This is a genomic window from Arthrobacter sp. Y3225116 (assembly GCF_059091245.1).
The window spans coordinates 1-940 of the sequence record NZ_JBNHGL010000486.1; the positions used below are offsets into that span (position 1 = coordinate 1).

Annotated in this window: 2 protein-coding genes; both read right to left on the minus strand. The window is 72.3% G+C overall.

All coding sequences use genetic code 11. The annotated features are described in order from the left end of the window. The coding region (locus AC5RV2_RS18490; protein ID WP_494093538.1) for an L-threonylcarbamoyladenylate synthase at positions 1-197 on the minus strand (197 nt) is incomplete at its 3' end. Between the two features lie 18 nt (positions 198-215). Then, on the minus strand, positions 216-940 hold a 725-nt coding region (prmC, locus tag AC5RV2_RS18495; protein WP_494093539.1), incomplete at its 5' end, for a peptide chain release factor N(5)-glutamine methyltransferase.

The window sequence follows — 940 nt, forward strand, 5'->3', positions numbered from 1 at the left end:
GGCGGGGGCATTTTGCGCCCGCGTCCCTTGGCGGCCAGCAGGGTGGCCACGGCCTGCGGCGAGAACGCGTCGGCGGCGATCCCGTACACGGTATCGGTCGGCAGGACAACACACTGCCGGTCGGCGATGGCGGCCTGGGCCGCCGCCAGTCCCTCGCTGCGGGCGACGGCGTCGTCGCAGTTATACGTAGTGCTCACAGACTCATTGTTCCATTCTCATAACCGTTGGGCCGACGTGGCCCGCTCGCGCCCGGTCAGATCGTATCGGGTGGCCACCTGGTCCCAGCATCCGGCCGAGCGCAGGAGGGAGTGCACGGCAGCGGCCTGGACTTCGGCGTGCTCCATGATGAAATGGCCGCCCGGCTTCAGCAGCCGCGCGGCCGTCGCCGCCGTCGCCGCCGGCAGTTCCATGCCGTCCGCTCCCCCGCCGTAGAGCGCCATCTGCGGGTCGTGCTCGGCCACTTCGGGCTCGCGCGGGACCGCTTCAGCGGGGATGTACGGCGGATTGGAAACGACGACGTCGAACGTTCCGTCGTGCGCGGACAGCGCCGTGCGCAGGTCCTCCCGCAGGAGGGTGACGCCCAGCGGCGCCAGGTTCCGTTCGGCCCAGGCGTGGGCGAGGGCGCTCAGTTCCACCGCGTAGACGGTGGCCGTGGGAACTTCGCTGGCCACGGCGGCGGCGATCGCGCCGGAGCCGGTGCCGAGGTCCACCACTTTGGCCGCGGGCAGGGCGCGGGCGCGGTCGATCGCGTGCTGGGCGACGGTTTCGGTTTCCGGGCGCGGGACGAACACGCCCGGTCCCACCTGCAGTTCGAGATGCCGGAAATAGGCGCGGCCGGTGATGTGCTGCAGCGGGATGCGGGTGGCCCGCTCGGCCACCAGGCCCTCGAGCCCGGGGGGAGCTTCCGTCCCCAGCAGCGCCAGGGCGCGGACACGCCCCG